26 protein-coding genes are annotated in these 26,390 nt (G+C 67.8%); 13 read left to right on the top strand and 13 right to left on the bottom strand.

The window, feature by feature from the left end; all coding sequences use genetic code 11:
• Nucleotides 1–18: 18 nt before the first annotated feature.
• Entirely contained in the window at nt 19–828 is an 810-nt protein-coding gene (locus tag ACFVTX_RS08145) for an inositol monophosphatase family protein (RefSeq protein ID WP_386899093.1), read from the bottom strand.
• Nucleotides 829–956: 128 nt separating this feature from the next.
• On the opposite strand from ACFVTX_RS08145, the gene ACFVTX_RS08140 reads away from it, so the two are divergent.
• Together ACFVTX_RS08140 and ACFVTX_RS08135 are read left to right on the top strand one after the other, a co-directional pair.
• Entirely contained in the window at nt 957–1,385 is a 429-nt protein-coding gene (locus tag ACFVTX_RS08140) for a YybH family protein (protein WP_386899092.1), read from the top strand.
• A 12-nt stretch (nt 1,386–1,397) separates the two neighbouring features.
• The gene (locus ACFVTX_RS08135) at nt 1,398–2,786 is read left to right on the top strand and encodes an NAD(P)-binding protein (protein ID WP_386899091.1); all 1,389 of its coding nucleotides are present in this window, start codon (nt 1,398–1,400) and stop codon (nt 2,784–2,786) included.
• A gap of 105 nt (nt 2,787–2,891) precedes the next feature.
• Here ACFVTX_RS08135 and ACFVTX_RS08130 read toward each other — a convergent pair whose 3' ends face one another.
• Both ACFVTX_RS08130 and ACFVTX_RS08125 read right to left on the bottom strand, forming a co-directional pair.
• On the bottom strand, nt 2,892–3,656 hold the full coding sequence (locus ACFVTX_RS08130) for a hypothetical protein (RefSeq protein ID WP_386899090.1): 765 nt from the start codon (nt 3,654–3,656) through the stop codon (nt 2,892–2,894).
• Between the two features lie 158 nt (nt 3,657–3,814).
• Complete coding sequence (locus ACFVTX_RS08125; RefSeq protein WP_386899089.1) at nt 3,815–6,397, bottom strand: ATP-dependent Clp protease ATP-binding subunit; 2,583 nt, start codon at nt 6,395–6,397, stop codon at nt 3,815–3,817.
• A gap of 139 nt (nt 6,398–6,536) precedes the next feature.
• Between ACFVTX_RS08125 and drt3a the strand changes: the two genes are divergently transcribed.
• The 4 genes from drt3a (at nt 6,537) to ACFVTX_RS08105 (ending at nt 11,416) form a co-directional block, all read left to right on the top strand.
• Nucleotides 6,537–7,874 (top strand): antiviral reverse transcriptase Drt3a, encoded by a 1,338-nt coding sequence (drt3a, locus tag ACFVTX_RS08120; RefSeq protein WP_386899088.1) that lies wholly within the window; start codon nt 6,537–6,539, stop codon nt 7,872–7,874.
• Nucleotides 7,865–9,919: an antiviral reverse transcriptase Drt3b gene (gene drt3b / locus ACFVTX_RS08115; protein ID WP_386899087.1), complete on the top strand. Its 2,055-nt coding sequence runs from the start codon at nt 7,865–7,867 to the stop codon at nt 9,917–9,919. The genes drt3a and drt3b overlap by 10 nt, the downstream gene beginning before the upstream one ends.
• A gap of 374 nt (nt 9,920–10,293) precedes the next feature.
• Entirely contained in the window at nt 10,294–10,926 is a 633-nt protein-coding gene (locus ACFVTX_RS08110; protein ID WP_386899086.1) for a hypothetical protein, read from the top strand.
• 94 nt (nt 10,927–11,020) lie between these two features.
• On the top strand, nt 11,021–11,416 hold the full coding sequence (locus tag ACFVTX_RS08105) for a hypothetical protein (protein ID WP_386899085.1): 396 nt from the start codon (nt 11,021–11,023) through the stop codon (nt 11,414–11,416).
• A 16-nt stretch (nt 11,417–11,432) separates the two neighbouring features.
• On the opposite strand, the gene ACFVTX_RS08100 is transcribed toward ACFVTX_RS08105, so the two are convergent.
• Both ACFVTX_RS08100 and ACFVTX_RS08095 read right to left on the bottom strand, forming a co-directional pair.
• Nucleotides 11,433–12,245, bottom strand: coding sequence for an MBL fold metallo-hydrolase (locus tag ACFVTX_RS08100; protein ID WP_386899084.1), 813 nt, complete (start codon nt 12,243–12,245; stop codon nt 11,433–11,435).
• A 155-nt stretch (nt 12,246–12,400) separates the two neighbouring features.
• On the bottom strand, nt 12,401–12,931 hold the full coding sequence (locus ACFVTX_RS08095; protein ID WP_386899083.1) for a hypothetical protein: 531 nt from the start codon (nt 12,929–12,931) through the stop codon (nt 12,401–12,403).
• 50 nt (nt 12,932–12,981) lie between these two features.
• Here ACFVTX_RS08095 and ACFVTX_RS08090 point away from each other — a divergent pair, with 50 nt between their 5' ends.
• Nucleotides 12,982–13,572: a hypothetical protein gene (locus ACFVTX_RS08090; protein WP_386899082.1), complete on the top strand. Its 591-nt coding sequence runs from the start codon at nt 12,982–12,984 to the stop codon at nt 13,570–13,572.
• Between the two features lie 84 nt (nt 13,573–13,656).
• Here the strand turns inward: ACFVTX_RS08090 and ACFVTX_RS08085 are convergent, their stop codons facing one another.
• The 3 genes from ACFVTX_RS08085 to ACFVTX_RS08075 all read right to left on the bottom strand — a co-directional run bounded on the left by ACFVTX_RS08085 (nt 13,657) and on the right by ACFVTX_RS08075 (nt 15,929).
• Nucleotides 13,657–14,472 carry an Ltp family lipoprotein gene (locus ACFVTX_RS08085; protein WP_386899081.1) on the bottom strand — a complete coding sequence of 272 codons (816 nt, stop codon included), beginning with the start codon at nt 14,470–14,472 and terminating at the stop codon, nt 13,657–13,659.
• Nucleotides 14,473–14,602: 130 nt separating this feature from the next.
• Nucleotides 14,603–15,232: a hypothetical protein gene (locus ACFVTX_RS08080; RefSeq protein WP_386899080.1), complete on the bottom strand. Its 630-nt coding sequence runs from the start codon at nt 15,230–15,232 to the stop codon at nt 14,603–14,605.
• A 400-nt stretch (nt 15,233–15,632) separates the two neighbouring features.
• Entirely contained in the window at nt 15,633–15,929 is a 297-nt protein-coding gene (locus ACFVTX_RS08075; RefSeq protein ID WP_386899079.1) for a hypothetical protein, read from the bottom strand.
• Between the two features lie 296 nt (nt 15,930–16,225).
• Between ACFVTX_RS08075 and ACFVTX_RS08070 the strand changes: the two genes are divergently transcribed.
• Both ACFVTX_RS08070 and ACFVTX_RS08065 read left to right on the top strand, forming a co-directional pair.
• Nucleotides 16,226–16,618 carry a hypothetical protein gene (locus ACFVTX_RS08070; protein WP_386899078.1) on the top strand — a complete coding sequence of 131 codons (393 nt, stop codon included), beginning with the start codon at nt 16,226–16,228 and terminating at the stop codon, nt 16,616–16,618.
• Nucleotides 16,615–17,844, top strand: a complete 1,230-nt coding sequence (locus tag ACFVTX_RS08065; protein WP_386899077.1) for a serine hydrolase domain-containing protein — start codon at nt 16,615–16,617, stop codon at nt 17,842–17,844. The genes ACFVTX_RS08070 and ACFVTX_RS08065 overlap by 4 nt, the downstream gene beginning before the upstream one ends.
• A 32-nt stretch (nt 17,845–17,876) precedes the next feature.
• Here the strand turns inward: ACFVTX_RS08065 and ACFVTX_RS08060 are convergent, their stop codons facing one another.
• Together ACFVTX_RS08060 and ACFVTX_RS08055 are read right to left on the bottom strand one after the other, a co-directional pair.
• Nucleotides 17,877–19,160, bottom strand: coding sequence for a serine hydrolase domain-containing protein (locus tag ACFVTX_RS08060; RefSeq protein WP_386899076.1), 1,284 nt, complete (start codon nt 19,158–19,160; stop codon nt 17,877–17,879).
• Nucleotides 19,161–19,193: 33 nt separating this feature from the next.
• On the bottom strand, nt 19,194–20,150 hold the full coding sequence (locus ACFVTX_RS08055) for a LysR family transcriptional regulator (RefSeq protein ID WP_386899075.1): 957 nt from the start codon (nt 20,148–20,150) through the stop codon (nt 19,194–19,196).
• Between the two features lie 72 nt (nt 20,151–20,222).
• On the opposite strand from ACFVTX_RS08055, the gene ACFVTX_RS08050 reads away from it, so the two are divergent.
• Nucleotides 20,223–21,146, top strand: coding sequence for an EamA family transporter (locus ACFVTX_RS08050; RefSeq protein ID WP_386899074.1), 924 nt, complete (start codon nt 20,223–20,225; stop codon nt 21,144–21,146).
• A 38-nt stretch (nt 21,147–21,184) separates the two neighbouring features.
• Nucleotides 21,185–22,147 carry a hypothetical protein gene (locus ACFVTX_RS08045; protein ID WP_386899073.1) on the top strand — a complete coding sequence of 321 codons (963 nt, stop codon included), beginning with the start codon at nt 21,185–21,187 and terminating at the stop codon, nt 22,145–22,147.
• A 6-nt stretch (nt 22,148–22,153) separates the two neighbouring features.
• Here ACFVTX_RS08045 and ACFVTX_RS08040 read toward each other — a convergent pair whose 3' ends face one another.
• Nucleotides 22,154–22,669, bottom strand: a complete 516-nt coding sequence (locus tag ACFVTX_RS08040) for a MarR family winged helix-turn-helix transcriptional regulator (protein WP_386899072.1) — start codon at nt 22,667–22,669, stop codon at nt 22,154–22,156.
• Between the two features lie 135 nt (nt 22,670–22,804).
• Between ACFVTX_RS08040 and ACFVTX_RS08035 the strand changes: the two genes are divergently transcribed.
• A complete protein-coding gene (locus tag ACFVTX_RS08035) occupies nt 22,805–23,395 on the top strand; it encodes a hypothetical protein (protein ID WP_386899071.1) in 591 nt (196 codons plus the stop codon).
• Between the two features lie 54 nt (nt 23,396–23,449).
• Here the strand turns inward: ACFVTX_RS08035 and ACFVTX_RS08030 are convergent, their stop codons facing one another.
• Nucleotides 23,450–24,646 (bottom strand): epoxide hydrolase family protein, encoded by a 1,197-nt coding sequence (locus ACFVTX_RS08030; protein ID WP_386899070.1) that lies wholly within the window; start codon nt 24,644–24,646, stop codon nt 23,450–23,452.
• A 55-nt stretch (nt 24,647–24,701) separates the two neighbouring features.
• Here ACFVTX_RS08030 and ACFVTX_RS08025 point away from each other — a divergent pair, with 55 nt between their 5' ends.
• The gene (locus ACFVTX_RS08025) at nt 24,702–25,658 is read left to right on the top strand and encodes a helix-turn-helix transcriptional regulator (RefSeq protein WP_386899069.1); all 957 of its coding nucleotides are present in this window, start codon (nt 24,702–24,704) and stop codon (nt 25,656–25,658) included.
• 56 nt (nt 25,659–25,714) lie between these two features.
• On the opposite strand, the gene ACFVTX_RS08020 is transcribed toward ACFVTX_RS08025, so the two are convergent.
• The gene (locus ACFVTX_RS08020; protein ID WP_386899068.1) at nt 25,715–26,263 is read right to left on the bottom strand and encodes a hypothetical protein; all 549 of its coding nucleotides are present in this window, start codon (nt 26,261–26,263) and stop codon (nt 25,715–25,717) included.
• Between the last annotated feature and the right edge of the window lie 127 nt (nt 26,264–26,390).

Below are 26,390 nucleotides of genomic sequence, written 5' to 3'. Positions count from 1 at the left end.
CCCCGACCCGGTCGCCGGCTACGCGGCGCCGTCGGCCCGAACGTCCGCAAGGTGCGGTGCGACGAGTTCGAGCATGCGCTCGTGCGTCGGCGGATCGGCGGAGATGAGCAGGCCGCGGCCACCGCGCAGCGGCTCGCCGTCGAGGTCGCTGACCACGCAACCGGATGCTTCGGCCAGCGCGATCCCGGCGGCGTAGTGCAGGTTGTCGTGCAGTCGGCCGTCCGAGAGATACGCCGCCCGCCGACCGGCCGCGACCCAGGCCACGCCGAGCGTCGACGAGATGACCCGCGGGCCGTAGTCCGCCCGCAGTCGTCGGTCGGCGACGAGCTGACCGCCGACGAACGGTCGATCAGAGGGCCCATCGCAGTTGATCTCGACGAGGCGCGAACTCACTGTGGGCACGAGGGGCTCGTCTGCGCCACCCGCACGGCGGAACGCACGTCGGCCATCGGTCCAGAACAGCTCGGCGGCGATCGGGTCGGCGACGGCCGAGGCGAGGTCGGTATCGCCCTCGCGAAGCGCGACGTTCACGGCGGCGAGCGGCGTCACGGCGGCGTAGTTCAGGGTGCCGCAGAGCGGGTCGATGAACCAGCGGCGCGCGGTGGACTCGCCGCCCGACGCGCCGGACTCCTCGCCGATGCGTGCGTCGGCCGGCCGGTGCTCGTCGAGCACACGGAGGATCGCCTGCTCGGCATCGAGGTCTGCCTGGGTGGCGAAATCGGTCGCCGACTTCGCGATCCGCGCGTGCGCGGCGCCGTAGCCGCGCGCCACGACCTCGGCCCCGGCCTGTGCGGCGGCGATCGCCACGTCGACATCACTCAGCGTCACGCGCCGACGATAGCAGCGCGCGCGACGGACCATACGACGGCACGACTGCCGCACCACGGCGGAAGTCGCGGGCGGGCCATCCTCCCCTGGTCATTGTGCGCGGCGGCCGACGGGAGGATCCTGAGATCATGACCGATCGTGAGGATTTCTTGATTTGGTTGCAGAGCGACGTCGTGCGGGCCGAGCGTGCGCTGTTCGACGGCGACGACGGGCCGCGGCGGGCGACCTGGTCGGCCGTGGAGCCGGTGAGCGTACTCGGGGCGTGGCGCAATGCCACGAATCGCGCCGAACTCGTCGAGGCGTTCGAAGACCTCTCGGCGAGCTTCTCGCACTGCACCGACTACGGTTTCCAGCTCGTCTCGTTCGACGTGCGCGGCGATATGGCGTACACCGTCGGCTACGAGCGGGTGTCGACCTCGGTCGACGGCGCCCCGCGCACCTTCACGTTGCGCGCCACCCAGGTGTACCGCCGCGAGGCGAACGGCTGGCGCGTCGTGCACCGCCACGCCGACTCGGTCGCGCGCGCTCCGCTGCCGGCCGTCCCGGCGGTCGAGTAGGGGCGATCCCCCGTGCCCCGCACGCTCGATGTCGACTACCTCGTCGTGGGGGCCGGGGCGATGGGCATGGCGTTCACCGACGCCCTCGTCGACCACGCCCCCGCCGCGCGGGTGGCGCTCATCGATCGCCGCCACGGTGCCGGCGGGCACTGGCTCGAGGCGTACCCGTTCGTGCGGCTGCACCAGGCCTCGGCCCTGTACGGCGTCGCGTCGACCCTGCTCGGCGGCGGTCGCGTGCAGCAGCAGGGGCCCGAGGCCGGCCTCCAGGAGCGGGCGACGAAGTCCGAGATCTGCGCCTACTACGAGCGGATCCTCGCCGAGCGCCTGCTCGAGTCGGGCCGGGTCGAGTTCTTCGCCGGCTGCGAGCACCTCGGCGACCGCACCTTCGTGTCGCGGGTGTCGGGCGAACGATTCACCGTGGCCGAGCGCTGCCGGGTGGTCGACGCCCACTACCTCGCCCCGCGCGTGCCGGCCGAGATGCCGCCGCCGTTCGAGGTCGACGACGACGCCCGGGTGATTCCGGTGAACGAGCTCGCCCATGTCGACGACGCGCCGAGCCGCTACGTGATCGCAGGCTCCGGCAAGACGGCGACCGACGCGATCGTTTGGTTGCTCGCTCGCGGCGTGGCCCCCGACGCGATCACCTGGGTGCGGCCCCGCGACCCGTGGATGCTGAACCGCGCGGTCGTGCAGCCCGTACCCGAGGTGTTCCTCGGTTTCGTCGCCGACATGATGGAGGCCGCCGAGGCGGCGACCTCGCTCGAGGACCTGTTCCTGCGGATGGAGGACGCGGGCATCATGCTGCGGGTCGACCGTTCGGTGACGCCCACGATGGCGAAGGCTCCCACGCTCGCGCTGTGGGAGCTCGAGCAGCTGCGCACGATCGAGCACGTCGTGCGTCGTGGTCACATCCGCCGCGTGGAACGCGGGAGCATCCACTTCGACGACGGCTCGATCACGATTCCGTCCGATGCGCTCGTCGTGCACTGCGCCGGCGAAGGCCTCATCTACCGCCCGCTCGTGCCGGTCTGGTCGCCCGGCGCGATGACGCTCCAGCCGATCCGGGCGGGGTTCCCCTGCTTCGGGGCGGCAATCGCCGGCTACGTCGAGGCCACCCGTTCCGACGACGACGAGAAGAACCGGCTCTGCCCGCCGTCGCCATACCCCGACTCGATGGCGTCATGGGCGCGGATGACGGCCGTGGGCACCCGCAACGCGGGGTCGTTCGGGTCGGAGCGCGACATCTCCTCCTGGGCGTCGACGGTCGCGATCAATCCGGCGCGCATTCCGCGGGATGCCCCGCGCTCTGCCGTGCTCGACGGCACCCTCGAGCGCCTGCAGAAGCACTCGCCGGGCGGCGCCGCCCGCCTCGCCGAGTTGAGCCGGCTCGCTCCAGCATGAGACGGCGGACGCCCGACCTCGACGAGAGGACCGGGTGTTCGCAGCTCGACCGGTTACGGCCACCGCTTCACACCCACGCCGGTCCGCCGAGAGCGATCGCGCAACTCATGTCGCGCTCGCGCTCGTGATCCGTGTAAGGATCTCGGCGGTCGACGCCCACGTCCCTGCACTGTTCGCGATGACGCCGCTCAAGCTGTTGATCACGTCGAGAACGGCCCCCTCCCGCCCCTTGGATGCATCGTTCTCGATCGCATCCGCAAGGGACTCGGCGCGCTCCCGATCGATGCCCGCGAGCCGGGTCGCGTCAGCACGAAGCGCAGCGATGATCTCCATCATCAGCCGATGATCGACTGAGTTCGTGACGTGAGCGACACTGTGGTCGCCGGTCTGGACAACGCCTCCGCTGACGGTGCCGACGACGGTGCCATGGACGCTCTGGATGACCGTCGCCGCGGTCGCGCCGGTCGCCATCCGCGTCCAGTCACGCTGGTTCAGCGTCACGACACCGACAGGTCGGTTCAGCAGGTCCCATGCGATGAACTGAAAGAAGCGGAAGATCTCGTCGGAATCCTTCGTCGCGCGAAGGACTCCGCTCCGGAGTAGCGGCTGCAGCGCGGCGTAGCGCTCAGCGCTCGTCGAAGCGTGCTCCCGCCAGAACCCCGACAGCGAGACAGCACAGCCGGGTTCGAGCGAGCGCTCCCGCACCCGTTCGAGCAGCAGTTCGCCGAGGTGCTCCGCTTGCGACGGATCGACCATCTGCGCATGGCGCTTCATCCGCCGACTGGTCAGCACCGTCGTCACGATCAGCACCAGCCCGATGGCCACCAGCCCGATCATGACGCTCCACAGAATCGCCTGCAGCGCCTCCATGCGCTCCCCCTCACTCCCCGAGTGACTCCCAGTGTGCGGGTACCCACCGACATCGGTCGTGGTCGGTGCGCTCGGCGCCGCGCCTCGGAGGACGCGTATCGAGACCCCTCGCGAGGTCTCGATACGCTCCTTCGTCGCTACTCGACCTGCAGCGGTGGTTACGCCGCGAGCGGCAGCACTCCCGTCGCGCTGACGACGAACTCGCCGCCCTGGGCGTCGACGTGCACCGCTCCCCCGTCGCCGAGCGCGCCCGAGACGAAGAGGTCGCTGATGCGATCGTCGATCTCGCGCTGGATGACCCGGCGCAGGGGCCGCGCACCGTACTCGGGCTCGTAGCCCCGTTTGGCGAGCAGCGCGACCGCGGCATCCGTCGCCTCGAACGCGATCTCGCGCGACGCGAGGCGACGTGCGGTCGCACCCAGCATGAGCCTCACGATCGACGCGAGCTGCGGCTGATCGAGCTTCTGGAACAGCACGATCTCGTCGATGCGGTTGAGGAACTCGGGGCGCATGGCCTCGCGCACCTTGCCCATGACGCGCTGGCGCACATCTTCGGCCGAGCTGAAGCCCGAGGCATCCGACCCGGCGACGAAACCGAGCGCACCCGATCGCGACGCGAGGAACTCGCTGCCGAGGTTCGAGGTCATCACGACGACCGTGTTGCGGAATTCGACCGTGCGGCCCTGGCCGTCGGTGAGGCGTCCGTCGTCGAGCACCTGCAGCAGCAGGTTGAACACGTCGGGGTGCGCCTTCTCGATCTCGTCGAACAGCACGATCGAGTACGGGTTGCGCCGTACGCGCTCGGTGAGCTGGCCGGCCTCGTCGTACCCGACGTATCCGGGAGGGGCGCCGACGAGCCGCGACACCGTGTGCCGCTCGCCGAACTCCGACATGTCGAATCGAATGACGGATGCCTCGTCGTCAAACAGGCTCGACGCGAGTGCCTTGGCGAGCTCGGTCTTGCCGACGCCCGTCGGCCCGAGGAAGAGGAACGACCCGACCGGCCGACGTGCGTCGCCCATGCCGGTGCGGCTGCGGCGCACGGCCTTGGCGACGGCGGCGACCGCGTCGTCCTGCCCGATGACGCGCCCGTGCAGCTCGCCTTCGAGGTCGCCGAGGCGCTCGCGCTCGCTCTCGGTGAGCCGGTGCACCGGAATCCCGGTGGCCCGCGAGATCACCGCAGCGATCTCCGCCTCGTCGATGGTGTTCGTCGGTTGAGTAGCGCCCGACGAAGGAGGACGCGTATCGAAACCACCCGAGACGACCTCATCAATCTTCGACTGCACCCGCGAGATCTCATCCCGAACCCGCGACGCCTCCTCATACTGCTCGGCCAACACCGCGGCATTCTTCTCCGCCTCGAGCTCACCGAGTCGCGCCTGCAGCGCGGAGACATCCACCTTCACGCCGAGCTTCAAACGAAGCCGCGCACCGGCCTGGTCGATGAGGTCGATCGCCTTGTCGGGCAGCACGCGGTCGCTGAGGTAGCGGGCGCTGAGCTCGACCGCGGCGCGGATCGCCTGGTCGGTGTACTCGACGCCGTGGTGCTGCTCGTACGCGGGCTTCAGCCCGTGCAGGATGAGCACGGCGTCTTCGACGCTCGGCTCGCCCACGCGAACGGGCTGGAAGCGGCGTTCGAGCGCCGGGTCCTTCTCGATCTTGCGGTACTCGTTGAGGGTCGTCGCGCCCACGAGGTGCAGCTCGCCCCGCGCGAGGCGCGGCTTCAGGATGTTGCCCGCGTCCATACCGCCCTCGCCCGCGCCACCGGCGCCGACGACCGTGTGCACCTCGTCGATGAAGATGATGAGGTCGCCCTTGTTCGCGGCGATCTCCTCCATCGTCTTCGTGAGGCGCTCCTCGAAGTCGCCGCGGTAGCGGGTGCCGGCGAGCATGCCGGGCAGGTCGAGCGCGATGACGCGCTTGCCGAGCAGGGCCTCGGGCACGTTCTCCTCGACGATCGCGCGGGCGAGGCCCTCGACGATCGCCGTCTTGCCGACGCCCGCCTCACCGACGAGCACGGGGTTGTTCTTCGTACGGCGCGACAGGATCTCGATGGTCTGCTCGATCTCGTCGGCGCGCCCGATCACGGGGTCGAGCTCGCCGTTCGCGGCCCGCTCGGTCAGGTCCATCCCGAACTTGTCGAGCATGGGAGTGTCGCTCTCCTCCGCAGGTTGAGGAGCGCCCGACGAAGTCGGACGCGTCTCGAAACCGGTCTCCCCGTCGTGCTCCCGCATCCCCTGCGTGAGTGCTTCGGCAGTAACCCCAGCCCGAGCCAGCACCTGCCCCGCAGGCGCATCCTGCCCCAGCACCAGCGCGAAGAACAGGTGCTCAGGATCGATGTACGTCGACCCGCTCGACCGCGCCACCTGGTAGCTGTGGAACAGCGCGCGGGAGGCCGACGGCGTGATCGTCGCCGCGTTGATGTCGGCGATATCGGATGCCGCGGGCAAACGTGCCTCGGTCGCCGTCACGATCCGCTCGGGGCTCGCCCCGATGCGGCGGATCGCCTGCTGCACGCTCTCGTCTTCGACGATCACGCGCAGGATGTGCAGGGCGTCGAGCTCGGTCTGCCCGCGCTCGAGGGCGAAGCGCCCCGCCTGCTGAAGGATCGACTGGGTGCGCGCGGTCAGAAACCGGCTGAGGTCGATCGACCGTGCCTGTCGGGCTTGCTCACCCGCAAGGTATCGGGCGAGGAACTCGTCGAACGAGCTCGCGCCGGCCTCGTTGAAGTCGTTGGGCACCTTGCCTCCTGGTTGAAGTTGAGTGTGGTTCGCTCAAGTTCAACGCATCGGAGTCATCAGTATTCCCACGCCAAAGCCGTGGCGGTGCTCCGACTCGAAGCGCCCCGATAGAGTTCAAAAACCAAGGATGGAGGTCGCTGTGGACGAGGGCTTCACGCCAAGGAACCTGAGGAGAGTCTGGGACCTCCAGACGCGGCGTGGACGCGATTTGTCGACCTTGTATCCCGACGTCGCTCGCACGATCCGGCAAGCTCGGGACCAGCGGCGCCTGATTCGCCGACTCGCAGGCGACCTGGGCACGTCCCCGTACGACCCGGTCACGGCTCATACTTCATTGAAAGAGCTTCGGCAACAGACGGAAGACAAGCTCGAGATCGCGCTGACCGCGACGAGTCTTGAACTCGCCCACAGGCTGGAACGCGGAACCTTCACATGGGGCCTACAAAGGGTGAAGGTAGCCTCGACGTCTCGAAGTATCTACTCGATTGGCGGGAACTCCGCACGGTACTTCGCTGAGAAGCAGTTGCAGCGAAATGTCGCCGCGCTCGTACCGAAACGCCAACAATCTCGGAACGCCATTGTCCGAGCCGTCGCTGTCTCCCTCGGCGATGCGTTGCCGAAGGCTGTCCTGAAGGTCGACGTTGAACAGTTCTATGAGTCGATCCCACACTCCGAGCTTCGTGAGCTTGTGTGTGGGGCGGGACTCACCCCGACGTCTGTTCGGCTGATTCTCATGCTGATCGACGAGTACGCGGCGCTCACTGGCGCGAAAACCGGCCTGCCGACAGGGGTAGGACTCAGTGCGAAACTTGCAGAGCTCTACATCCAAGCAGTCGATCGTCAGTTGTCCAACGGAGACGATGTCATCTACTACGCCCGCTTCGTCGATGACATCGTCGTGGTTCGAGGACTCACACGTAGCGGACCACGTACGAAGTCCGCGTTTTTGCAGGAGCCGGGAGATGCGCTTGCCGCAATCGGCCTCACCGCGCACCCAACGAAGTCGGATGCGCACATGTCCGGCGTCAAAGGGGCTGTTCCCGCGTTTGACCTTCTCGGGTATGAGATTTCGCGCGGTCCGAAGCAGGTTGAGGTTCGACTGTCGCAGCCTCGGCTGGTGGAGTTGCAGCGACGACTCGACCGGACATTCGAGCTGTGGGACGCGTGTGACCAATCGAATGGCGGCAGACAACTGCTCTTCCTGAATCGAGTTCGAATGCTCACCGGAAACACCCGTCTCAGCAACAACAAGCGGAACGCGATGGTGGGGATCTACTACTCGAACTCAGAGTCCACCCAGCCGGATCAATTTGACGATCTCGACATAGCGCTCCAAGACAAGCTAAGCAATCGGACTCTTCCGGTGCCCGTTGGTCGGGCGATCGCTCGACTGTCATTCCGAGGAGGTTTTGAGCAGAAGACGATGCATCGCTTTAGTGCAGATCAATTACGGCAAATCCGAGGAGCATGGAGATGACGAGGAGGCGACGGCGCCCAATCCGCCAGCACGATGCAAGAGTGTTGCTGAGTGACGTCCTGCCGTATGAACTCCCGCCGAGCTTTAGCAATCGCGGTATGTATGACTTCATTAACGCGACGCGGCTGGAACGCGTGGGCGGGACGTATTATGCGCGTGACCTCGGGCCAGGTACGGAGACATTTCTGCAGATCCTCCTCGGAGAAAAGATTGTGTTTCCCACGAAAGGGCGGGGCCGGCTTGAACTGGAACGAGCTAAGACGTCGCGCGACGAGACCATCCCATTTCAGTTCGCGATTCGCCACCGTCACAATGATTTTCGCGCTCTAACGGTCCCTCACCCGCGAGCGCAGGTCGATATTGTCGCGTTCTACCGCCAGTTTGCGGACCTAATGCTGTTCTATTGCTCGCGGGGCGAGTACAGCCTGCGACGGCCAACCAAAGTCGCCCGCTACTCGCTTACGCGTGATTGGCTCTTCCGCAGCAAGAGAGCAACGACGTCGTCAGTCGAGATCGTGACCCATGAGTACGAATGGCTGCGCTCGTACTTCACCTACGATCGCTACTCCAACGTCTACAAGTTCTATGACTCCGCCGAGTACAGGCTTTGCGAACGAAAGTACGGCTACCTCATGCGGGTAGATATTGCCAAGTGCTTCGACAGCATCTATACCCACTCCATCGCTTGGGCCACTCACGGCCACGAGCTGATCAAAGAGAACATCCGTGACTCAAGAGGTTCGTTTGGTGATTCCTTTGACCGCCTCATGCAGAACCTGAATCACAGTGAGACGAGTGGGATAACCATCGGCTCCGAAGTCTCCCGCATTTTTGCGGAAATCATTCTTCAGTCTGTCGATAGAGAGATCCACGCAAGGCTCGCATCGGATGGGCTCCGTCACCGAGTCGACTACGAGATTCTGCGATACGTCGATGACTACTTTGTGTTCCTCGCTAATCCTGAGAAGCGGGAGCACGTCGTTACCGAAATCGCGAATGCACTGCGCCCCTTCAAGCTGCACCTCAACGCCTCGAAAGAGGAAGGTGAGCATACCCCGTGGACGTCTGCCCTCACGATTGCCAAAGAACGGACTCGCAGGTTGATAAAGGCGTGTGTTGACCGTGGCGAGAAACTCGAGGTAACTCAGGAAGAGACGCGGGTTCCGATGCCCCGAGTTCGTCGCGAAGAGCTCGTCGTGGGCTACAAATCCGTCTTGCTCGACACAGGCGCCAGTCATCATGACCTCGCGAACTACACGCTCGCGAGAGTTGAGCGCGCAACTGAGAAGGTGATCAGCCGATCCCTCCAAACCCTCGCCGCTGCAGACGAAGTTGGCATTCTCGAGCTCGTCAAACATGTACGAGCGACTACCAATGCGTTGCTCGCGCTCGTCGAGTTCACATTCTTCGCGTTCTCGGGCGCACCGCGAATGAGCCCTGCGGTGAAGGTGGCGCGCATCGCAAGCACAGTCCTGCAGTACATCCGCGAGCCAGGCATCCCGGGTCACGATCGCGAACGCGTGGAGAAGGCTCTGGGAAATGAGATTCGAATACAGCTTGTTCGACTAGCCCGAAGTGAGCCTCCGACGGCAACTACGAGCACGCTGCTCGATTGTTTGTCCGAACTCGGCGAGGGGCACATTCTTCCGGAGGAGGAGTTGGCGCAGATCTTCCATTTCAGCCCGAATGAAAAGGGCGGCTACTCACCGCCCAGAATCATGAACGCCACGTTGCTTTTCAGCTTGCTCTTGCACATGCGAGATAACTCGTCGTTCGAGCGGCTCCGCGCCGCCAGCATCGCCTGGGCCGTGGAAACGCAGGCTCGGTCACCGCGAGACTCCGAGCGCGCACTCGTTGCGCTGAACCTTCTCTCCTGCCCCTTCGCAAGCAACGCAGCGAAGGAGTCCGTGCTTGCCGCCTACAACGTTGTAGACCCAACAGAACGAGGTGCCGCACGCTCTTCGAGCCGCTCGTGGAACGTGCACTGGGAGAACTTCGACCTGTATGCCGCGGTCCAGCAGAAGCGCCTGTACGAGGTATATTGATCGCGCGTCCAGGCATCTACCCTCTACGGGTAGCACACACCAGCGTTGGCGAGACGCCTGGTAATCCGCCCGCCTTGGCGGGGGCAACTGCCCCCGCCAAGGTGCTCCATGAGACTGCGCCCGAACGCCCTTTCGGCACTCCCACCATTGCGCCCTGTACTTGATGTGCTCGAGAGCTGGCCTCGAAACACCTCATCGAGCGCTTCGCTCATGAGAACCAAGACCTCAGCTGAGTCTTCTTCTGCGTCGCGTATGTCGAGATGTCGCCGTGTGCTCTGTCGTTGCCGATGGCTTCGGAGAGCGTCGGCTATCTGGCTTACGCGACAGATGTTCGCACGTCTTCGTGCCGGCAGGCAGTCGCTAGGCTCCACGATGTGGATTGCGAGCCCTACCGAATCAGCTGCCAACTCACGCAGATCGCGGATGCCATAGATGCCGCACCGGATTGGTGGGAGGTCGCCGGGCAAGTAGTGATCGTGATCGGTGCGCTAGCCGCAGCAATCTTCGCCGGATGGGGCGTTTGGCAGCGCTTCAGATATCAAGCACGCCCTGTGTGGGTCTTTCGGGACATTGCCTATGTCGACTCAACCGTCACCTCTGGCACCCGTGATGTCGAATTGTCCATCGCGAATCATGGCGATGGCGCGGCATTCGACGTCGTGCTTCGTTCTAGGCGAGACGGGCGCACCGCACGACTCCGCAGGCACCACTATGCAAGCCGGGCCCCCGGGGAAGCGATTACCTTTGTTCGGCCCGCGCGAAAGGAGATCACGGCCACGGAACCGGCGCGGGTTCATGAATTCTGGAGCGGGGATGCGGCATTGTTCGACTTCGAAGGCGAAGTAGTGGAGGTCGTCTGGTCTCAGGTTCCGAATCGAAAGAGAAGAAGGGTCCAGTCATTCGCCCTTGACAAAGCGCAGAAGGATGTCAATGCCGACGGCGAGCCAACCCTGCTTCCACTGCCAACAATTATCGGCCACTCCGACGGCTCACCATCGGCCGGCTGATTCTTGATGCGCGAGGCTAGCTCCGGTGCCTGAGCCGTTGACGCCCCCCGCCCACCGGCGTAGACCTGAGGCATCCCGAGAAGGAGGTGCCGTCATGGCGAAGGATCTCTTGGTCACCCTCGAGGATCAGCCCGGCGAGGGGGCGCGGCTCGGCGAGGCGCTCGGCAGGGCGGGCGTCAACATCGAGGGCCTCTGCGCGATCATGGAGGGCGGTCGGGGCGCCGTCCACATCCTCATCGACGACGTCGAGGGTGCCAAGGCGGCGCTCGCGAGCGTCGGCATCAGGGTCGATGCCGAGACCGACGTCATCGTCAGTCCGGCACTGCCCGAGCCCGAACTCGACACGCCTGGCGTGTTCGGTGGGATGGCACGCGCCCTCGCCGAGGCGGGCATCAACATCTCGCTCGTCTACGTGGCATCCCGAAACCGGGTCGTGCTCGCGACGAGCGACAACCAGAAGGCCACGCAGCTGCTGCAGTCGATGATGTAGGCCGTCGCCGGCCCGGTCAGACCTCGACCGCGACCCCGTCCACCAACCACACGGCGCGGTCGTGCACCGACGCCGCCGATGCGTCGAGCGCGTCACGCAGCCCCTGCTCGCCATCGACGAAGTGCGACCAGCCGTCGTAGTGCGCGAACGTCGCGACGCGGGGAGCCGCGATGCCGACGAGCTCGACGGCCTCGCGACCCCTCATCGTGTAGCGCAGCGGCCCGCTGACGCCGAAGCGCACGCCGCCGACGTTGGCGAGCATGACGTCGATCGAGAGCTCTTCGGCGACCCGGCGCAGCGGGCCGAAGAGCACGGTGTCGCCCGTGATCCAGATCGCGACGCGTTCTTCGCCCTGTCTGCGCACGGCGAACCCGATCACGTCACCGACGATCGGATGGGTGAGCGGCGGCCCGTGCCGGCACGGCGTCGCCGTGATCTCGAGCGTCGGCAGCCCGGGGCGCACGCCGGGCAGCGTGACCGACTCCCCTGCCTCGAGCCCGTGCAAGCGATCGGCGGGCACTGCGTGCCCGGGCCGACCCTGCGCGAGCCGGGCAGCGCCGCTCGCCGTCGTCACGACCGCGCCGACCGAGGGCAGCATCGCGCGGCCCGTGTCATCGAGGTTGTCGGCGTGGTGGTCGTGGCTGACGAGGGCGACGTCGACCGGTCCGAGCTCGTCGATGCCGATCGCCGGGCCGGCCGTCTTCGTCGAGCCGGTGCCCCAGCCGAACGAGTAGTGCCCGCCGGCAGGGTCGAACGTGGGGTCGACGAGCAGGCGCCAGCCGTCGAGCTCGACCAGCACGGTCGGGCCGCCGATGCGCGTCAGCCTCATGCCGCAGGGTCCTTCATGCCGCGGACTCTACCGCCGGCGCCGCCTCCACCGCCACGGTCGATCGCTGGGGCGCGAGTGCCCAGTCGCGCGTGGGGCGCACTCACGGCGCGCTAGAGCCTGTCGGCGCCGTCGTGCCCAACTGCTGATCCGAGCGCCTACCGGCGAGCGACCGCCCGGCGCTCGGTGGAGCGACCGGCCAGCCCGACATCCTTCATCAGTCGCGGGCGACGCCGCTCTCGCACTCTCGCGAACCATTCGGAGGCCGGGTACGAGAGTCGCACGACGAAGTAGTTGAGGTACTCGATCACGCCGAACAGCCAGACGCCCATCACGAGGAGCGCGGCCAACAGCTCGTCGGGCCACCACACCAGCACCCCGACCAACCCCACGAGCAGGAGCAGCGGGTCGACGACCAGGAAGAGGCGATAGAGCCGCGCGAGCTGCGACGGCATCGGGCCGACCCCGACCCATCCGCGGGCGAGCAGCCAGTACGCGCCCGCCTGCACCAGCACCAGCAGAAGCGGAACCAGCGCGCACCAGAGGGCGAGCACGGCCGTCGTCGACGACGCCAGTCTCGGCGTAATGCCCACCACGGCCACCACGGCGAACACCGCTGCCGAGGTGAGTTCGCCGAGTCCGAGGCTGAGGTACCGCTTGCGTGCGTGGAGGCGGTGACGCGTGTTCACCTGCTCACCCTACGGGCGGGACGCACAGCCTCGCCTCGTAGGCTGGGCGCGTGCCCCGACTCCACGCCGAACCCGATCGCTCCAAGTGGGTGCCCGTCACCGACTCCCTCGGTTTCCGCGGTCGCCGCGCCCGCAAGCAGGCGATCGGCATGCTCCTGTCGCAGGCCAAGGGGCCGGATGCCACGCCGTCGAAGCGCGGCGGTGGGTTCAGCGCGTGGGCGATGAGTCAGGCGGTCCCGTTCCTGATGCGCAAGGCGGCCGGGCGCGTGCTCGTGTGGGTCTGGAAGGCAGAGCCCGACCTGCTGGTCGTCATGGCCCAGGTGCAGGCCGCGACGCCCGAGATCCGCATCGCGCGGGCCTCGATGCCGATCGAGTACGACGACACCGAGGAGTTCCGCGGCACCTACCTCGGCGTAGGCGAGAAGCTCGCCATGCCGTTGCCGCAGGGCGGTCGCCCGCCGTTCGCCACCTACACCTGGGATCTCGGCACGCACCTCGTGACCGTCACGGCCGTCTGCAGCGATCGCGAGCGGTTCGGCACCGTCATCGGCGCGGTCGACGAGCTCGCCCGTAGCATCCGCATCGTCGACGACCTCACCGTCGGCGAATCTGCGCCCGTGCTGCGGATCGACCCGGTTTGACCTCTAAGTCATTCCTGACCGGCCCACCGGGTATCCATGAAGGAACTCCGCTGCTTCGCGCGAGTAACCTCCGCTCGTTCCTCCTCAGTAGCCGACGGCTTTCAGTCCGAAATCCGCCTGTTCAGGTGTGAACTGGCTGCCGAACTCACTCGTTAGCTGGTCATACAGCCCGTCACGACTCATTGCCATCACATCAAGGTACGACTGGGCCGCCTCGGCGGCCTCCACGTTCCAGTCCACAGTGATGTGATCGACCGCGAACTCGGCGTCGGCCTGCTCGTAGCCGGAGCCGTACTCGCTCGTCATCTGCTCGATGAGGCCCGCTCGACTGAACGGCATGGTGTCTACGTAGGACTGCGCCTGCTCGACGGCGTTCTGCTGGGCGAGGGTCAGCGGCGCGGCAGCGGTGAGGGTGACCTCAGCGCCCGGGTCCGCGATGCCGCCGACCGAGGGCGCGCTCACCGAGACAATCCACGTGGCGTCGAGGCCGGGCTTCACTGTGAGCCCCGAACCTTCGAGCAGTGTCGTGGCGTCGGCGACGGTGAGGCCGGCTACGTCGGGCACGACGACTTTCTCAGGCTCCTCGGGCTCAGCGGGTTCCTCGGGCTTCGCTTCGGTCTTCGGCGACTGCGATGTCGCGGTCGTGTCGGCCTTGTCGCCGCGCGAGTTGGCCGAACCGATCGCCGCGATGACGATGCAGCCCGCGACGACGACGGCGGGGATGATTATCGCCTTGCGCTTGTACCACGGGAGACCGGCAGACGACTTCGGCTGCTCGGTTTGCGGGACAGTCGACGCCGGCTGCTCGGTGAGCGGCACCCACTGCAACCCCTCCGGAGTCTCTGTGAGTCGGTGGCCGTTGACGACGTCGCCAACCCTGTATTCGGGAGTATTGCTCACGCCTCTTGCCTTTCTCTGAACCGGCTGAACTGCCCGAGGACGCTCCGGTCCGGGACCTACCCGAACGGTGCAGTCGAGCTGCTCAGCTCTCGCCTTTGCGCTATCAGGGGATCGCTCCCATCACCCGTCATCACTCTTGGAGCTCGAAGATGATGTCGAGTCCGTCATCGGGGTGGTAGCTCCAACTCGCGGTGAGGTCGCCCCACGCGCCCTCCTGTCGCCCGTCGAGCGAGCGGGTCTCGTACATCTTCGATCTCACTGAAGCCGGGGTGTCGACTGCGCTGATGATGCAATCGAGTTCCCCGAAGTCAACGTCACCCGAACCGAACTCTTCACCGGCGGCGTCGATGATCATCGAGTGCCCGCCGTCGGTGACGACGACCTTGCCGCTCACGCTGCATTTCTTCACGGCATCGCTGAAAATCTTGAGCTTCGCGGCCTCCGCCTCCTTCGCCGCGCTCTCCTCTGCCTCGGCTGCCGCTTGCGCTTCAGCTTCGAAGCTCGCGGTCGCGGCGGTGGATCCGATCATTCCCCCGAGCAGTAGGCCCACCACTAGTGCGCCCCCACCGACGATCGTCGGAAGGAACCACGGTTTCTGCACGACCGGCACGGTCGCCGCGGTCTGCTCGACGCTCGGGTCGGTGACGGGCGGTGGCGGTCCGGGGGTTATTTCGGGTGCGGCAACCTCATCTGCGCCAACGACCGGCAGCTGTTCAGGTATCTCCCCAGATGGAACCGGTTGTTCGTCGTCGACATTCATCGTTTGTCCCCCCTCATGTGAGCCCCCGGGCGACCGCGAGCTTTCGACCCGCAAGTAGCCCAACGTACTGCGGCCCTCGCGCAAACGGCAGCGATTCGGCGGACCTGTACCCCGTTTTGGGGCAGAGCAAACGGTCACCTCGAAAGGTCACAGCGGGCGAAGAACGCGGCGCCACTCACCTCGGCGAGCGAAAGGGTCAACACCGCGCGGTCGACGAGCTCGCACGTGGCATCCGCATCGTCGACGACCTCACCGTCGGCGAATCTGCGCCCGTGCTGCGCATCGACCCGGCCTGAATGCGGCGGTCTCGTACCCGCGGCCGCGGGCGCGGCCCACGGTCATGGGCACCGCTGCGGCCGCGACCACGTGGCATCCGCTGCGCCGCGAATGCTCGGCCCGATCAGTTCAGCTGAAGCTGCTTCGCCGCCGCGCTCATGCGGGCGGTCGCCCAGGTCGCGCCGGCCATCACGGGGATCGCGATCAGCCAGGGCGTCCACGCACCAACCGGGAGCAGCAGGACCACGACGCCAGCGGCGATCCCGACGAAGACGGTGACCGTCACGGGCAGGAGCGCTGCGCTCCGGCCCGCCTGAAGCACGTCGTCGTCGAGTGCGCCCGACGCGAAGAGGAGGCGCAGGTACGGGATCCAGGCCACGAACGGGGGCACGATCAGGAGGAGCGCCCCGAGCATCTGCATTCGAACGATGGTAGTCGGCTCGTTCACGATCAGCGTTCGGCGAGTGTCTGCGGGCGAGTCGTCGGCTTCGCTTCGATGGCGGATGCCACGGGGCGGTCTCGTGCGGCCGCGAAGCCGCCCCTGAACTGGGGTGCCTTCAGTCCGCCTCGGCGCGCGCCCACGGCGTAGGGTCGCGAGCGGGGGCACCGGCCCCGAATGGAGAAGTGCCCTTGTTCGTGATCGAATCGGATCCTGAGCGGCCTCGGAAACGCCACGTCGTCGATCGAGGACGAGATGCCGCGCTCGTACCTCTCGGCATGCGCGCGTACGAAGCGATCAGGCTGATGAAGCTCGTGTGGGGCGAGCGGGTGATCCCGTTCGAATACGACCTCGAGCCCGTCACCACGGAGGCCGGCAAGCGCTTCGTCGGTCGCGTCTCTGGCTTCGGCACGAGCCCGATCGCCGCAGAGCAGGCCGGCACGCCCGGATACCGCTTCGTCGATGACGAGGAACGACGCGCTGCAGAGCGTCTCGCGGCCGAGGCGCTCCTCGTCTACGGGGACTTCTACGACGGCCTGGACCGCCCCGACGGAGTCTTCACCGTCGAGGTGCCGACGGAGGAGTACGGAACCTTCGACTACACCCTTTCTTCCTTCGGTTACAAGACCAACGCAACTTCGCCTGACACCACGGATGGAAGCACCCGATGAGCGTGCGGAGCTCGAAATGGGCGGCCGCAGCCATCATGAGCGTCGCCGCCCTCGCACTCAGCGGATGCTTCGCCACGGCGTCGCACGACCCGCCGCCCAGTCAGCCGCCCGCCGCTGCGCTGAACGAGTCATCGCTGAACGACGCGCTGCGTGCGCAGCTCGACACGGCGCTCGACGAGGGATTCGCGGCATCCGGGATGCCGGGAGTCATCGTCGGGCTGTGGATGCCTGGCGAAGACGAGTGGGTGGCCGCGCGGGGCGTGGCCGACGTCGAGACCGGCGAGCCGATGAGCCGCGGCAACCAGCAGAAGATCGGCAGCATCACCAAGACGATCGTCGGCACGGTCATGCTGCAGGTGATCGGCGAACCCGAGTTCGACGTGAGCCTCGACGACACCCTCGACCGCTGGTACCCAGACTTCCCCGAGGCGTCGAACATCACGGTGCGGATGCTGCTGAACCACTCGAGCGGCACCGGCGAAGCCGGCCGCGCGCAGGTCGACCGCATCTGCGCCGCCCCGTACGCCGTGCCGACCCCCGACGAACTCATCGCCGTCAGCGCGGCGACCCCGCGTGCCGACTTCGCGCCGGGTGAGGGGTTCGAGTACGCGAATACGAACTACTTCCTCCTCGGAGGCATCCTCGAGCAGGTCACCGGCGAAGACCTCGCAACCCTCATCCACGACCGCATCACCGAACCGTTCGGCATGGAGCGCAGCCGCTTCGCCCCCGACGGCAAGGTCACGGCCCCGCTGACGCACGGCTACTCCGCCTTCTGCCCCGACCTCGGGGACCCGGCCGACACCGTCGACTGGTCGAACGGCGAGAGCTGGGCGGGCGGGGCCATGGTGTCGACCCTCGACGACCTCCACCGCTGGGGCGAGGCCCTCGGCGACGGTGCGGGCGTGACTCCCGAGCTGCAGCTCGCGCGGTACGCCGATCGCGCGATCATCTCGGAGGAGACCGGGTCGGCGTACGGCCTCGGCACGGGGGTCGTGTTCGACGCCGCGACCGACTGCGTGCTGAGCGTCTCGCACGCCGGCGCCGAACCCGGGTACGGCTCGATCGTCACCTACTACCCGTCGACCGGCGCGGTGGTCGCGATGCTCGGCAACGGCGACGGCGGCACGGGCGACGCGATCCAGGAGGTCTCGGCGGCGTTGAACCCCCTGCTCCAGCCGATGCTGATGCCGTGGAGCGAACCCTGCACCACGCCGTGGGGGTGAGCGGCTGCGAGGTCAGCCGCTGACGCTCCGCCTCACTGCTCGACGATCGGGTGTCCGACGACCTCGGCGAGCGCGTTGCCGATGAACACGGCCGGGTCGGCGCACGCACCCGTCGTACGACCCCCGGCAACCGTGCCCGTCGTCGCGGGGCACTCCCCCGACTTGATGTCGCTGTTCGCCATGACGATGAGCGTGGTGCCCGACTCGAGGTGATGCTGCAGCACGGTGTTGAAGCCGGGCATCGTGCCGTCGTGGCCGTACCAGCCGAGCGCCAGGCCGAGCCCGAGGCCGTAGGCGCGGGCCGGGGACTGCGGCGCCGTGGTGGTCTCGTCGACGTACACGGGCAGATCGAAGTCGAACGAGTCGATGCGCTGCTCCTGCCACTCGGGTGCGAGCAGCCCGTCACCGGTCGCGAGCGCCTCGCTCCAGGTGAGCAGGTCGTCGAGGTCGGAGATGACGGCACCCGCCGTCCACCCCCATGACGGGTTCCAGTCGGTGGTCTCGACGGGCACGCCGTCGTCGACGCCCTGGAGCGTGTACCCGTGGGCGTGCGGCTCGGGGAACGAGGCATCCGTCGGGAAGATCGTGCGGTCGAGCCCCAGCGGCTCGAAGATCTGCTTCTGCAGCACCACGTCGATCGGCTCGCCCGTGACCTGCTCGATGACCATGCCGAGCAGCACCGTGTTGGTGTTCGAGTAGAAGGTCATCGTGCCCGGCGCGAACATCGGCTGCTCGCCCCGCACGAGGTCGACGAGCGCCTCGGGGGTCCAGACGTAGTTCGGGTCACCGAACAGCTTCTTCTCGAACTCCGGGTCGAACGTGTACGACGGAATGCCGCTGCGCATGGCCGCGAGCTCGTACAGCGTCGCGTCGCCGTTCGGCATGCCCGGCACGTACTGCTCGATGGGGTCGTCGAGCGACAGCTCGCCCTGCTCGGCCAGCTGGATGAGCGCCGACACGGTGAACGTCTTGGTCACGCTGCCGACGCGATGATTGACGTCGGCGCTCATCGGCACCGTCTCGTCCCAGTCTTCGTAGCCGATCGTCGCGGCCCACGTGCCCTCGGGCGTTCGCACCCCGATGACGGCGCCGGGGGCGCTGATGCCGGCGAACGCCTCGGTCGCGGCGGCCGCGAGCTCCTCGCCGAGCTCAGCGCCGAGACCGTCCTCGACGATGACGAGACCGCCATCGGATGCCTCGGCCGTCGCCGTCTCGGACGACGAGACGTCGGTCGAAGGGCTCGAGCAGCCGGCGGCACCCACGACGAGCGCACTGAGGGCCAGGGTCAGAAGAGCGGTGCGGATGGTGCTCGGCATGACGTCCCCATTCGATCAGGCTCGGGCTGAGCCTCACTCTACTGAAACGCCTGCGCGGCCCACCACGGTCGCCAGCACCGCGTCGAGCACCGCCTGCAGCGCGGGCGAGTCGGCCTGGCTGCGTCGGTGCACCGCCGAGATGTCGCGCGTCGACGCCGGCCGCACCGTCGGAATCGCCACGAGATCGGCGTGCAGTTCGGGCCGCCCCATCCGCGGCACGAGCGCGACCCCGAGCCCGGCGCGCACGAGTTCGAGGTGGTTCTCGAACTCCATCGACTCGTGCACGATGCGCGGCGCGTTCGCGACCCCATCGAACAGGCGCCGCAGCCACTGACGGCAGATCGTCGAGTCGAACGTCGCGATCCACTCCTCCTCGGCGAGATCGGCCGGGGTCAGTTCGGCGATGCCGGCAAGCGCCAGCGGGTGGTCGCGCCGCAGGATCACGTCCGCGACATCCGTGAACAGGGGCGTCTCGATGAGGTGGTCGGGCATCGCGAGCGCCACGCCGCCCCAGCGGTGCACGATGCCGAGGTCGCGCTGACCGGATGCCACGAGCGCGATCGTCTCCCACGGCTCGCTCTCGCGCATGGGAACGCGGAGTTCGGGATGCTCGGCCCGCAGGCGCGGCAGCACCTCGACCAGGATGCCGCGCACCGCCGTCGAGAACGCCCCGATCCGTACCTCGCCCGTGACCGGGCGGCCCGCCGCGGCACCCTCACCAGGTGCGCCGCCCGCGAGGTGCAGGTCGGCCTCGAGACGTTCGAGGTCGGCGAGCACCGTCGCCGACGAGGTGACGAGGTGCCTCCCCGCGTCGGTCAGCACGACGCCGCGGCCGGCTCGTTCGAGCAGCGCGACCCGGGTACCGCGTTCGAGGCGCTTGATCTGCTGCGACACCGCCGAAGGCGTGAAGCCGAGCGCGTCGGCCGCCGCGGCGACGCTTCCCTTGGTGGCCACGGCGCGCAGGGCGACGACGGCTTCGAGATCGATCATGTACGGATGCTACCGAATCCCCCGCAGAAATGATCGCTGGTGCTTACGGATGCCACGGGCGAGACTCGAAGCATGACGAGACGCGACATGCTGCTGGCCGCCATGGTTGCGACGCTGTGGGGCTTCAACTTCGTCGTGATCGACTGGGGCATGGACGGCATTCCGCCGCTGTTCTTCGTCGCCGTGCGCTTCGCCGTCGTCGCCCTCGCCGTGATCGTCGTGCCGCGCCCGCTCGCGAGCTGGAAGACCGTCGTCGGCGTCGGGCTCTTCATGAGCCTCGGCCAGTTCGCCCTGCTCTACACCTCGATCGCGCTCGGCCTGCAGCCGGGCGTCGCCGCCCTGTTGCTGCAGGCGCAGGTGGTGCTGACGATCGTGGTGGCGGCGCTCGCGCTGCGCGAGCGCCCCTCGCGGATGCAGACGATCGGCGTGCTCGTCGGCACCGTCGGGCTCGGGGTGGTCGCGTTGGGCCGCAGCGGCGACGCCCCGGCACTCGCGGTAGCCCTGTGCCTGCTGGCGGCGCTCTCGTGGGCGATCGGCAACGTCATCTCGCGCAAGGCCGGTCCGGTCGCGCCCGTGAGACGCTTCGGTGCACTGTCGCTCACGGTGTGGTCGTCGCTCGTCGTTCCACTGCCGGCGCTCGGGCTGTCGGCGCTCATCGAGGGCCCCGACGCGATCGCCGCGGGCATCGCGGCGTTCGGCTGGCGGCCGCTCGTCTCGACCCTCTACACGGCGGGGCTCTGCACCCTCGTCGGCTACGCGATCTTCAACGCGCTGCTCGCGCGCAATCGCCCGGCGGCGGTGGTGCCGTGGGTGCTGCTCGCACCGGTGGTGGCGATGGCGTCGGCGGCACTGCTGCTCGGGCAGGTCCCGAACCTCTGGGAGACGATCGGCGGAGCCGTGCTCGTCGCCGGAGTGTTCATCGCGAACGCGCCGGTGCGGCGACCGGGAGTGCCCGCCGTCGTATCTCCGCAGCCACAGGGGGCGTCGAGCACCTGAGGCGGTCGCCCGCCGCCCAGCCTCGATACAGTGAGCGGATGCTGCCCTCCGCTGAAGTGATCGACATCCTGGACCCGATTCCCGGCCTCGTCTTCGCGGGAGAGGTCGACGGGCGTCGGACGTTCGCGGCATGGCGGGACGGCGCGGTGCGCCTGCTCGACGACCGGCTGGCCGAGGTCGCGCATCGCAAGCTGTCGTTGGCGGGCGATGCCCGGGTGCTCGCGGCATCGGGGCTCGACCTCGTGGTCATCGCCGCTGCGGGCGGCGTGACCATCGTCGAGGACGACGAGGTCGATCTGCTCGAGCTGCCTGCCGACGCGGCGGCGATCGTGAACGGCCTGCTGGTGATCACCGCTCCCGAGAACGAGGTCCATCGCGTCCTGCTGCTCGATCGGGCGACCGGTGCGGTGCTCGACGAGCAGACGGCGCAGGTCGACGATGCTCGCGCCGCGCTCTACCCTCATCCGAACGACGGCACGGCCGTTCTCGAGATGGCGCTCGGACAGGACGGAACCCTGGTCTATCGCGTCGACGTCGAGGAGTCCCGCCTCCGACTGACCGCGATCCTCGAGGGCGACGATCCGGTGATCGCCGGCTTCAGCCCCTCGGGCGACCGGCTGCTCGTCGTGGATGACCCGAGCGCGCTCGAGACCGTTCGCGCCCTGACCTGGCCCGGGCTCGACGCGCTTTCCCGCGTCGAGGCCGACGAGGTCGACGCCGAATACGGCTTCGGGCTCGCGGGATGCTGGATCGACGACGACCGGGTCGCCTTCTACGCCACCGAGGACTCGCTGATCGTCGCAACCGGCGACCTGGGTTCGCCGGAACGAGTCGAGCTCCCGATCGCGTTCGGCGACGACGGCGAGATCGAGAGCCTCACCCCCTTGGGTCGCGGGGGCGTCGCCGTCGGCGCGTGGACGCCGGCGGGCCGACTCACGCTCGTGGTCGAGTTCGCCGAGGCCGAAGCGACCGAATCGCTCGCTCGCACCGTTCGACGCTAGGGCGCGTCACTCAGGTCGCACACGGTCGCGATGCGCCTCGCCGCCCCGCTGATCAGGATCGGAATCAGCTTGGTCGACGTCGCCGAGCCGGCCCATGATCTTCGCGAACTGCGCGCGCTGTGCCGGCGACAGCGGCGCGAGCAGTACCTCCTGGATGCCGTCGAGCACCTCGTCGAGTTCGCCCAGCCTCGCCACTCCGGCCGCCGTGATCGACACGATGTTGCGCCGCCTGTTCCCGGGGTCGACCTCGCGAAGCACGAGTCCGCGGTCCTCCATCTGCGTGAGCGCCACCGTCACGTCGCTGCGGTCGATGCCGGTGTCACGCCCGAGGTCGGCCTGACTGGCCGGCCCGAACTCGTCGAGGGCGGCAAGCAGTCGGTAGTGATAGCCGCGCATGCCATCACCGCCCGCCTCGAACCCGCTCGCCAGCAATGCCGACGCTCTCGCGGCGGCCCGTCCGAGCAGCCACGTGGGCCGGTCCTTGAGGCGATTCGGCGTGCGGCCGGGGGAAGTCTCGCGCATACCCGGATTGTACTGCCCTTGTTGGTGAGGCCAACAGTCTGTTACGTTGGGCGCGCCAACATTGGATTCACCAACAAGGAGTGAGAGATGTCAACACGTACCCACCGAGTACTCATCGTCGGACGCAGCGCGCCGGTGCTGGTCGACACCGTGGCGATGCTGCGTGAGCGCGGATACGGCGCGAATGCGAGCAACCGGTTCGATCGGCTGCTCGACGACTACGACCTTCGCGACGTCGACCTCGTGATCTTCGGCGGAATGGTTCCCCCGGAGAAGAAGGAGCAACTCCAGGTGGAGATTCGCGACCTCAATCCCCGGGTCACCTTCATGCCGGGCCTCGGCGGCGTCGCCCCGCTGCTGGTCGCCCAGGTCGAGGAGTTCTTCAGCGACGCCACCCCGGACGTCGGATACGACGCCGCGTCGCGCGTGCTCCACCTGACGCTCGACGACGTTGCGCCCGTCATGGTCGAGGGAATCTGGGGAGTGTTCGTGCCGCCGGAGCCGGTGGGCCACTCGATGACCGCTTTCGAGGGCGAACTCGGTGCCGGCGAGCACGAGATCCCGATTCCCGACGAGGTCCCGTTCGAGAGCTCGTTCGCCGCCGTCCGCGTCGGGAGTCACGTGTCGGTGATCCGGATCGGCGCGACACCGCAGGCCGTCAGGCGCATCGTGCCCGGCTCGCTGCCTGCCCCTGAGCCGGTATCGACGCGACTCCCATGGGCGTGAGCGACCGACGAGGCGGCCGCACCCCGAAGGGTGCGGCCGTCTCGGTTCAGCTGCTCAGCGGAGGGGGCGGAAGAACTCGCGCAGGTCGCCGACCAGCACGTCGGGCACCTCCATCGCAGCGAAGTGGCCGCCGACCTCGTGCTCCTTCCAGAACACGATCCGGTCGTTGTCGCGCTCCGCGAACACACGGATCGAGCGGAAGTCGTTCTTGAAGATCGACACGCCCGTCGGCGCGTGGTTGATGCGGGCCGCGATGCCCTCGCCCGCGTTGAACCGCGCGTCCTCCTTGTACTGCCGCGCCGCTGAACCGGCGGTGTTCGTGAACCAGTACAGCGACACGTGGGTGAGGATCTGGTCGCGGGTCAGCTCGGTCGGCCGGTCGAACGTCGCCATCAACTCGTTCCAGGCGAGCTGCCCGACGGGGGAATCGGCGAGCGCGTGCGCGAGCGTCTGCGGTCTCGTCGACTGCAGCGCGGCGAACGCCGAGATCTCACCGAAGTTCTTCAGGATCTCGAGGGCCTCGAAGTCCTTCGGGCCGAGCTGCTCGAACTCGGCGGGATCGCCGCTCGGGAAGGAGAACAGCTGCAGCACGTGCGTCCCGACGAGCCCGTCGGGGGCGAGGATTCCGAGCTCGCGTCCGACGAACGACCCGCCGTCGCCGCCGTGCGCGCCGTAGCGCTCGTAGCCCAGGCGCTTCATCAGCGTGTCCCACGCCGCCGCGACCCGCGCCGACCCCCATCCCGCCTCGGTGACCGGCCCGCTGAACGCGTAGCCGGGGAAGCTCGGCACCACCACGTGGAAGGCGTCCTCGGCTCGCCCGCCGTGGGCGACCGGGTCGACGAGCGGCCCGATCATGTCGGCGAACTCGGCGAACGACCCCGGCCAGCCGTGCGTGAGCACGATGGGGAACGCGTTCGGCTCGGCCGAGCGCACGTGCAGGAAGTGGATCGGCTGACCGTCGATCGTCGTCATGAAGTGCGGGAAGCCGGCCAGTCGCGCCTCGACCGCACGCCAGTCGAACTCGTCGCGCCAGTACTCCGCCATCGCCCGCACCTTCGTGAGGCTCGCCCCGTAGGCGGGGTCGCCGCCCGGAACCTCGGTGGTGTACCTCGTGCGAGCGAGGCGGTCGAGGAGGTCGTCGAGATCGGCGGCGGGGATCGAGAGGGTGAACGGAACGATGCGCTCGTCGCTCGACTCGATGATCGGGAGGGTGGCCTGCTGGATGCCGGTGGTCGGCTCGCTGTTCGTCATGCCCCTACGGTAGAAATGAATGCGGAAGGTTAGCTTCCGCGAAACGAGGCATCCCGTGAACCAGACCGCGACGCGCGTGCTGCAGGTACTGGCCCTGCTGCGCCTGCGTCCCGACTGGTCGGCGACCCAGCTCGCCGATCGACTGGAGGTCTCGACCCGCACGATCCGCTCGGACATCGGGCGTCTCCGCGAACTCGGCTACGTCATCGATGCCACCAGCGGGAGGGCGGGCGGCTACCGCCTCGACCGCGCCACCGATCTGCCCCCGTTGATGCTCGACGACGACGAGGGCATCGCCGTCGCCATCGCCCTGCACCAGGTCACCTCGAACGCCGTCGACGGCATCGAGGCGAGTGCGGCGCGGGCCCTCGCCAAGCTCGAGCACGTGCTTCCGCACGAACTGGCCGAACAGGTGAGCGCGATGTCCGCGGCGACCGCCCGGCAGACCCGCGATACCGGGCCGAGCGTCGAGGCACCGGTGCTCGCGGCGATCGCCCGGGCCGTGCAGCGCACCGAATGGCTGCGGTTCGAGTACACCCCGTTCCAGGGCGAGGCGTCGCTGAGGCGAGTGGAGCCGTACCGGCTCGTGAGCTGGGGCCGCCGCTGGTACCTCGTCGCGTTCGACCTCGAGCGCGACGACTGGCGCAGCTTCCGCGTCGACCGCATGTCGTTGCGCCAGCCGACCCGTCGGGGATTCACCCCCCGCGGTCTCCCGGCCGACGACGTCGCGGGCTACGTGCTGCGCGGCGTCGCCTCCGCGGGATGGCGGTTCCGGGCCCGCGTCGTCGTGCATGCGCCGGCGAGCGTCGTCGCCGAGAAGATCGACCCCTCGGTCGGCCTCGTCGAGGCGATCGACGACGAGCGCTGCGTACTCGTCACTGGAGCGGACCACCCCATGACGGTCGCCGTGTACCTCGCCCTGCTCGACGAGGACTTCACCGTCGACGGCCCGGCCGAGCTCACCGAGGCGATCCAGGCGCTCGCTCGCAGGTACGCGACCGCGACCGGGTGAACGCCCACCACGGCGGAACGACGATCGAGCGAGTGAAGCAGAGCGGGTTCGGTCCGTCACCCGAACGCGGCGAGCGCCCCGTTCAGCGCGGCGAGCCGGGTCGCTCGATCGCCGACGACCTCGATCACGCGAGCGCGGTCGCCCACCAGATCCGAGTCGTCGCTCAATTCGAGCAGTGACTCGTTCATGGCGCTCCGCAGTTCGAGGTCTTCGTCGTCGCCGACACTGATGCCGTCGCGATGGTGCAGCGGCAGGATGACGAGCAGGTCGACCTCGTTCATGGCTCGCGAAGTCAACTCGACCCCCTGTTCGAAGAGCGCCGCCGAACGACCACCGCGCCCCATGTTCTCGAGCGCGGCGAGGTACGCGAGGAAGTCCAGGGGCCCACGCTCCACGACGACGTCCTGATCGGATCCGCCGGCGAGCAGGCGCTTCGCACTCGCGACGAGCTGCTCGAAGAAGCTCGAGGCATCGGGCTCGTCGAGCGCGGAATCGACGAACTCGAACGGGTCGCCCCACCGTTCGTACTCGGGGTGCAGGTCGAGGAAGTCGTCGATGAGCGTGGTCTTGCCGCTTGCATGAGTGCCCGAAACGACGATTCGCATGCCGCGCAGTCTAGAGGCGGGGCTTCGACCGTGACATCCAAAGTCCACCGAACTTCTTCTGGCGAGTTTCCCCGACATATGCCGATACCCCGATATGTTCGAGACTTCGCGCGCAGATGAGCGGAAG

Source organism: Agromyces sp. NPDC058136 (genome assembly GCF_042884375.1).
GTDB lineage: Bacteria > Actinomycetota > Actinomycetes > Actinomycetales > Microbacteriaceae > Agromyces.
This window is presented reverse-complemented; position numbering and strand designations above follow the sequence as displayed.